At 41.9% G+C, this 6,522-nt stretch carries 7 protein-coding genes; 1 reads left to right on the top strand and 6 read right to left on the bottom strand.

The window, feature by feature from the left end; genetic code table 11:
* Positions 1-244: 244 nt before the first annotated feature.
* The 6 genes from HF078_RS00130 to HF078_RS00105 all read right to left on the bottom strand — a co-directional run bounded on the left by HF078_RS00130 (position 245) and on the right by HF078_RS00105 (position 4,823).
* Positions 245-835, bottom strand: coding sequence for a hypothetical protein (locus HF078_RS00130; protein WP_169289308.1), 591 nt, complete (start codon positions 833-835; stop codon positions 245-247).
* A 76-nt stretch (positions 836-911) separates the two neighbouring features.
* Complete coding sequence (gene floA / locus HF078_RS00125; RefSeq protein WP_060665062.1) at positions 912-1,901, bottom strand: flotillin-like protein FloA; 990 nt, start codon at positions 1,899-1,901, stop codon at positions 912-914.
* A gap of 20 nt (positions 1,902-1,921) precedes the next feature.
* Positions 1,922-3,256: an NfeD family protein gene (locus tag HF078_RS00120; RefSeq protein ID WP_169289307.1), complete on the bottom strand. Its 1,335-nt coding sequence runs from the start codon at positions 3,254-3,256 to the stop codon at positions 1,922-1,924.
* A gap of 214 nt (positions 3,257-3,470) precedes the next feature.
* Entirely contained in the window at positions 3,471-3,914 is a 444-nt protein-coding gene (locus tag HF078_RS00115) for a GatB/YqeY domain-containing protein (protein WP_010196220.1), read from the bottom strand.
* Positions 3,915-3,929: 15 nt separating this feature from the next.
* Entirely contained in the window at positions 3,930-4,103 is a 174-nt protein-coding gene (gene rpsU / locus HF078_RS00110; RefSeq protein WP_010196218.1) for a 30S ribosomal protein S21, read from the bottom strand.
* 156 nt (positions 4,104-4,259) lie between these two features.
* The gene (locus HF078_RS00105; protein ID WP_169289306.1) at positions 4,260-4,823 is read right to left on the bottom strand and encodes a flavin reductase family protein; all 564 of its coding nucleotides are present in this window, start codon (positions 4,821-4,823) and stop codon (positions 4,260-4,262) included.
* A gap of 73 nt (positions 4,824-4,896) precedes the next feature.
* On the opposite strand from HF078_RS00105, the gene HF078_RS00100 reads away from it, so the two are divergent.
* The gene (locus HF078_RS00100) at positions 4,897-5,823 is read left to right on the top strand and encodes a Na/Pi symporter (protein ID WP_169289309.1); all 927 of its coding nucleotides are present in this window, start codon (positions 4,897-4,899) and stop codon (positions 5,821-5,823) included.
* Positions 5,824-6,522 lie beyond the last annotated feature (699 nt).

Below are 6,522 nucleotides of genomic sequence, written 5' to 3'. Positions count from 1 at the left end.
GCTAACATCAAACGCATAAAAGAAAAAGAAGTAGAATCGGCTTCTCTTCTTAGAGTTGCACAAAAACAAAACATAAACACCTAGTTGAGTGGGGGCCTTGACAGTTTCGTTCATATCAGGAGGCTCACGGACCGCCCGCAGGCAAGCGAAGCGCCTGGAACGGAAATCAGCAGGACTTTATGCTATATGTACTAATAAAAAATCCCTGCACAAAGTTTTCATTGTGCAGGGATTTACAGATTGATTATTTTCTTTTTGAAAAATGTTCTGTGTAAACAGGACGATGAGGATTCCTCGAGCGAGGTTGGCCAAGAATTTCCGACCACATAACCCCTTCCACCACTCTGTTTGGCTTTATGCGGTGACGGGAAGAAACTACTTTCCCTTCTGAAAGCTGTAGCTCCTGTTTTAGAATCGGACTGTCTTTGGAGATTTCTTGTCCTTTTATCGACAACTCCTTAACTTCGTCTTTCACCTGCTTCTGAATGGAGGTAACCTGTTCTTTCTTTTTATCTACCTTCTCCAGATAAGGGTTCACTTTTTCCCGGATTTTTTGCTCCAGTTCTTCAAGTTTCCCTTCTCCAAAGATATCTATATCCCAATCGAAACGGGGCTTTTCTTCTTTTTTTGGAGATGGTGCACTTTCACGCCGATAATCTTCATAATCTTCTTGCCTTTGAGGTGCCTGTGTCGCAGTTTGCTGTCTCTGACGTTGCTTTTGCCTTTGTTTCTGTTGCTCTTCTTGTTTTCCACCTTTAAAAAGGGTGGAGAAGATACCAAGCAACACAAATATTAGCCAAGGAGCCTGCTGAAGAATATCAAAAATCCATTCCATTTGCACATCATCCTCCCTTCCTTAAAAGGAGTTGCAGGAAAAGCGGTCATTCTTCTCCTGCTTCATCTTTTCTTGCTTATTTTTCACCGTCTTCTGGTTGATCTGTCAGCTTGCCGATAGAATCTCTCATATCCGTATCTGCGGTAATATTCTTGATATTCATATAATCCATCACTCCGATGTTGCCAGAGCGCAATGCTTCTGCCATTGCAAGTGGTACTTCTGCTTCTGCTTCCACAACTTTCGCACGCATTTCCTCTACGCGGGCGCGCATCTCTTGTTCTTGTGCAACTGCCATTGCGCGACGTTCTTCTGCTTTTGCTTGTGCAATTTTCTTATCCGCTTCTGCTTGGTCAGTTTGTAATTCTGCTCCAATATTTTTCCCGATATCAATATCAGCAATATCAATGGAAAGAATCTCAAACGCAGTTCCTGCATCTAGACCTTTTGACAAAACCGTTTGTGAGATCATATCAGGATTCTCAAGTACTTTCTTATGATCTGATGCAGAACCTATTGTACTTACGATACCTTCACCAACACGAGCAATAACTGTTTCTTCACCAGCACCACCGACAAGACGTTCGATGTTTGCACGAACCGTGATACGAGCTTTTGCTTTCACTTCAATCCCGTCCATCGCCACACCGGCAATGAATGGTGTCTCAATTACTTTCGGGTTAACGGACATCTGTACCGCTTCTAAAACGTCACGGCCCGCAAGATCAATCGCAGCTGCACGTTCAAATGTTAATTCAATGTTTGCACGTTGAGCCGCGATAAGTGCGTTCACTACACGGTCCACATTACCACCAGCTAAGTAGTGACTCTCTAATTGATTCGTTGAAACTGCTAAACCTGCTTTATGTGCTTTAATAAGTGGGTTGATGACACGACTTGGAATAACTCGTCTTAATCTCATCCCTACAAGCGTGAAAATACTTACTCTAACCCCAGCTGCTAATGCGGAAATCCATAGCATTACTGGTACAAATGTAAGTAAAACAGATAAAAAGATAATCCCAAGAACAACTGCTAACAAAATAATTAAAGTACCTGGATCCATAGTAAAATTCCTCCTAAATATTATTCAACAGAATGGATTTCTCGTACGACAATACGAGAGCCTTCTGCTTTTACAATCGTTACTTTTTTGTTTGCTCCGATAAAGTTACCTTCTGTAACCACATCAATTCTCTCGTCGTTAATGACTGCTGTACCTGAAGGCCTTAACGGAGTTAATGTTACCCCGTGCTGCCCTACCAATTCAATTCGTGATACATTTGATACATACCCTTGCTCTGTATTGGTGGAATCACGGAGAATGATCCGGTCAAACAATCGGATCTTCTTGCCAAATACCGTAAACAATAAAACCATCGCAACAATGGTTACAAGCATAGCAATCAATAAGGATAACCCCATTCCTGCAACATCATCTGTTGCCAAAAAGAAACTTGTGACCACAGCACCAAGGCCAAGTATACCAAGTATCCCTCCCGGCACAAATAGCTCTAAGACAATGAGCACGACTCCTACCACAAATAGTATAATCGTCTCCATTCCAGCAAGCCCAGCTACCATATGTCCGTAAAAGAACAACAGCAAGGCACTGATTCCCATCGCACCAGGTATCCCGAATCCAGGGGAATATAGTTCAAGTACCAACCCTAGCGAACCTATTGATAAGAGAATCGGTACAACAACCGGATTGGTTAGAAACCTAGCCACATTTTCAGCAAATGTAACTTCTGAGGTAACAACCTCGGCATCCTCATAGCCTAATTTACTAAGTAAAGCATCCAAATCGGCTACGGTCCCTTCTGAATACTTAACTTCTAGTGCAGAAGATGCCCCAAGAGTAACTAAATCCCCTTTAGGCGCTCCAACTTCAGGAAGGTCTAAATCTTTGTCCGCCATCCCAAGGGCATATTTAGGATCACGCCCATTAGATTCCGCAGCATTTTGCATTTCTCTTAACCAAAAAGATTGAGCTTTATCCTCTGCTGCACTTCCATCTCCCGTAATAACAGCCGCTGCTCCCATGGAAGCATTTGGCGTCATATAAATTTGGTCAGCGTACAAAGCCAAATAAGCTCCTGCAGACAACGCCTGACTGTTGACAAAAGCAACCGTCGGAATAGATGTCCCTTCGAACTTATTTGCTATTTCAGTTGCAGCATCCACTAACCCACCCGGTGTGTGGATATCAAAAACTATTAAGTCCGCACCATCTTCCTCAGCAGTTTGAATGGACCTGTTAATAAATGATAAAAGACCCTTTTCAACGGTGCCATTTACCGGTATAACATGGACAAGCTTTTCGGCACTGCTAGTGTGTGATGGAAAAAGCGGTAATGCCGATAAAATAAGTGCCAGAACAAAAGCGCTAACATAACTAATACGAAGAACTTTTTTCATCGTGTCCTCCTCTCCAAAACCTATTCATTTTATAATCACCTTAACCAGTATGTAATACGCACGGTAAACCTCAAAGTTTCACGATATTGAGTTTTTCTTGTAAGTAATTTTTAAAGTGTGGCGGTTGTGTGAACAAAATGAAGAAGAAATGGTAGGGTCAACTTGCTTGCTTAAAAAATAGCACCTTACATAGGTAAGGTGCTATTTTGGGTTTTTATGAAAGATGTTGTTGTACAAGTTTGTTAACAAGGCTACCGTCCGCTTTGCCTTTTACTTTAGGCATAAGTGCTCCCATTACTTTGCCCATGTCAGCTTTCGAAGTAGCGTTCACATCAGCAATCGTCTGTTGGACGATTGCTGAAAGTTCGTCTTCTGATAACTGCTCAGGCATATAATGTTCAACTATTGCAATTTCACCCTGTAATTTATGAACCAAGTCTTCACGACCGGCTTTATCAAATTCTTGGAGGGAGTCTTTACGTTGCTTTAATTCACGAGACAATACGGTAAGTTCTTCCTCTTCAGATAAGTCTCTGCCGTGCTTGATCGATTCGTTCTGAATCGAAGACTTAACCATTCGGAGTACGGAAAGCTTCTCTTTGTCCTTATCCTTCATAGCTTGCTTAATATCGGTATTTAAACGCTCGAGAAGACTCATTCTTACACCCTCTTGTTAAAATTTACGCTTTCTAGCAGCTTCAGACTTCTTCTTACGTCTTACGCTTGGTTTTTCATAGAATTCACGCTTTCTTGCTTCTTGCAACGTTCCAGTCTTTGAAACTGAACGTTTGAAACGGCGAAGAGCATCTTCAAGCGATTCGTTTTTACGAACAACTGTTTTTGACATTCTAATTCCCTCCCTCCAGAACAACCACTAACATTTTCAGAAAAAACATGATCCCATAAATGCAAAAAAGCATGTATAGAACATGTACTTACCAATTATAATATATTCACTATTGCTGGTCAACAATTATAAGGAAATGCTTTAAAACAATCTTGTTTAACTATTATTTCGATATAGGTTTATCACGTTGGAATCCTTATTTGCCAACATGTATGAAGATCTACCGAGGTATAAGGGAATCGAAAGTTTCTCCCAGTCCGGCAGTCCATTTTCGGCAAATAGACCTTTATCCTTGTAAAATCCGGTCATCTCTCCTACAAACCAGTCATGATCCCCATATGTTTGCTGGTCCATCAATTTACATTCATAAGCAATATACGCCTCTTTTAAGATAGGTGCCGATACTGTTTTTCCTTGTTGATACTCTATATTGAGTTCTTTAAATTTATTATGCTCTTTTCCTGTAAGCATGCCAGACTGTTGTATGTAATGAGCGAATTTTTCAGGTACAAAGTTGATCGCGAACTCTTTAGAGTTTTCTATTAGGTGATGCGTATATCTTTCCTTTGCTATGGCGACCCCATAGATGGGCGGTTCATATGATATGTAGCTATGCCAACCGGCAGCCATGATATTCTGTTCACCGTTCCATTTAGCTGTTACTAGAGCAACCATGCCTGGGTAGCTATGCATGACGGTATTTGTCGTCCATTCCCTCATGTGTGTGATCTCTCCTTTTCTTCTCTTACTTGTCATTCTTGTCCACCACCCGCCATATATTGAGATAGAGGTGATGGGCTTGTTTTCTATTATAACGTTATTAGCTGTTTATTTAGCGATATTTTTAATTGGCATGACCGTTATGAGGTCAGGGTTGCTTCAATTATCCGAGGAGAGGACAAAAGGGTACCTCACCAAATTCACAGATATGCCTTGGAAAGGTTTGTTGATTGGGATACTAATCACTGGACTTTTGCAAAGTAGTTCTGCTGTGATGGTTATTACTGTCGGTTTGGTGGCGGCAGGCTATCTAACCTTCTATCAGTCCATCGGCATCATGCTCGGCAGTAACATCGGGTCTACTTTCATTACAGAGCTCATTACTATAGATATTTCACAGCTGATATTTCCAATGCTGATTATCGGATTCATATTTTTGTTTTCTAAAAAGAAATTGCCTTTCAGTTTTGGATCTAGCTTGTTCGGGCTTGGATGTTTGTTTGTGGCGATGAATGGATTTGAATCTCTGGCTATACCTTTGGCAGGGTTCCCGTCTGTGCAGGATATGCTTGCGATGACAAATGATCACCATCTATTTGGTGTAGGTATTGGAACTTTGCTTACGGCTATTATTCAATCTAGTTCGGCTACAACGGGGATTAGCATGAGCTTTTTAAATAATGATTTATTATCTCTTTCTGCAGGAATTGCGATTATGCTTGGGGCTAATATCGGAACGTGTGTGACTGCTTATTTGGCTAGTATTGGTTCTATTCGGGAAGCAAAGTTAACGGCGTATGCGCATATATGGTTGAATGTGATTGGGGTGGCGCTATTTTTCCCTTTGATTCCTTGGTTGGGTGGGTTTGTGTCCATGCTTGCTTCTAGTGGGGATGTTCAGTTGGCTCACTCGAGCTTGATTTTTAATGTGATTAGTTCTGCGGCGGCTTTGCCGTTTGTCCGGCCTTTTGCGAGGTTTGTGGAGAGGGTGCATGGGTGACAAAGTTTATTGAGGTTGGTGGAGCAGGTGGTTGTTAGGACAATTGGGGGCCGTTCTCTTTGACCGTTTGTAGAGGTTTGTTGCCTGTTTGGGCGTAGAGGAGCGTTCTCTACTACCGTTTTTTGAGATCTGCTGCCTGTTTGGGCGTAGAGGAGCGTTCTCTACTACCGTTTTTTGAGATCTGTTGCCTGTTTGGGCGTAGAGAAGCGTTTTCTACTACCGTTTTTTGAGATTTGTTGCCTGTTTGGGCGTAGAGGAGCGTTCTCTACTACCGTTTTTTGAGTTCTGTTGCCTGTTTGGGCGTAGAGGAGCGTTCTCTACTACCGTTTTTTGAGATATTGTAACTATTCGGGTGTTGAGTTTCCTTTTATTTACTTCTATACGACCATTTGCCAAGGTTTATAACCTGTTCGGGGTTATAGAACTGTTCTATACGACCGTTTGCCAAGATTTCTACCTTTTTCGGGCTTATAGAGCCCCTCTATACGACCATTCACCAAGATTTCTAACCTATTCGGGCTTATAGAGCACCTCTATACGACCATCCACCAAGATTTCTAACCTATTCGGGCTTATAGAGCACCTCTATACGACCATCCACCAAGATTTCTAACCTATTCGGGCTTATAGAGCCCCTCTATACGACCATCCACCAAGATTTCTAACCTATTCGGGCTTATAGAGCCCCTCTATACGACC

The sequence above is a fragment of the Bacillus sp. RO2 genome (assembly GCF_012911845.1).
Classification (GTDB): domain Bacteria; phylum Bacillota; class Bacilli; order Bacillales; family Bacillaceae_I; genus Sutcliffiella_A.
Note: the sequence above shows the minus strand (reverse complement) of the source record. Positions and strands in the feature narration are given on the sequence as shown.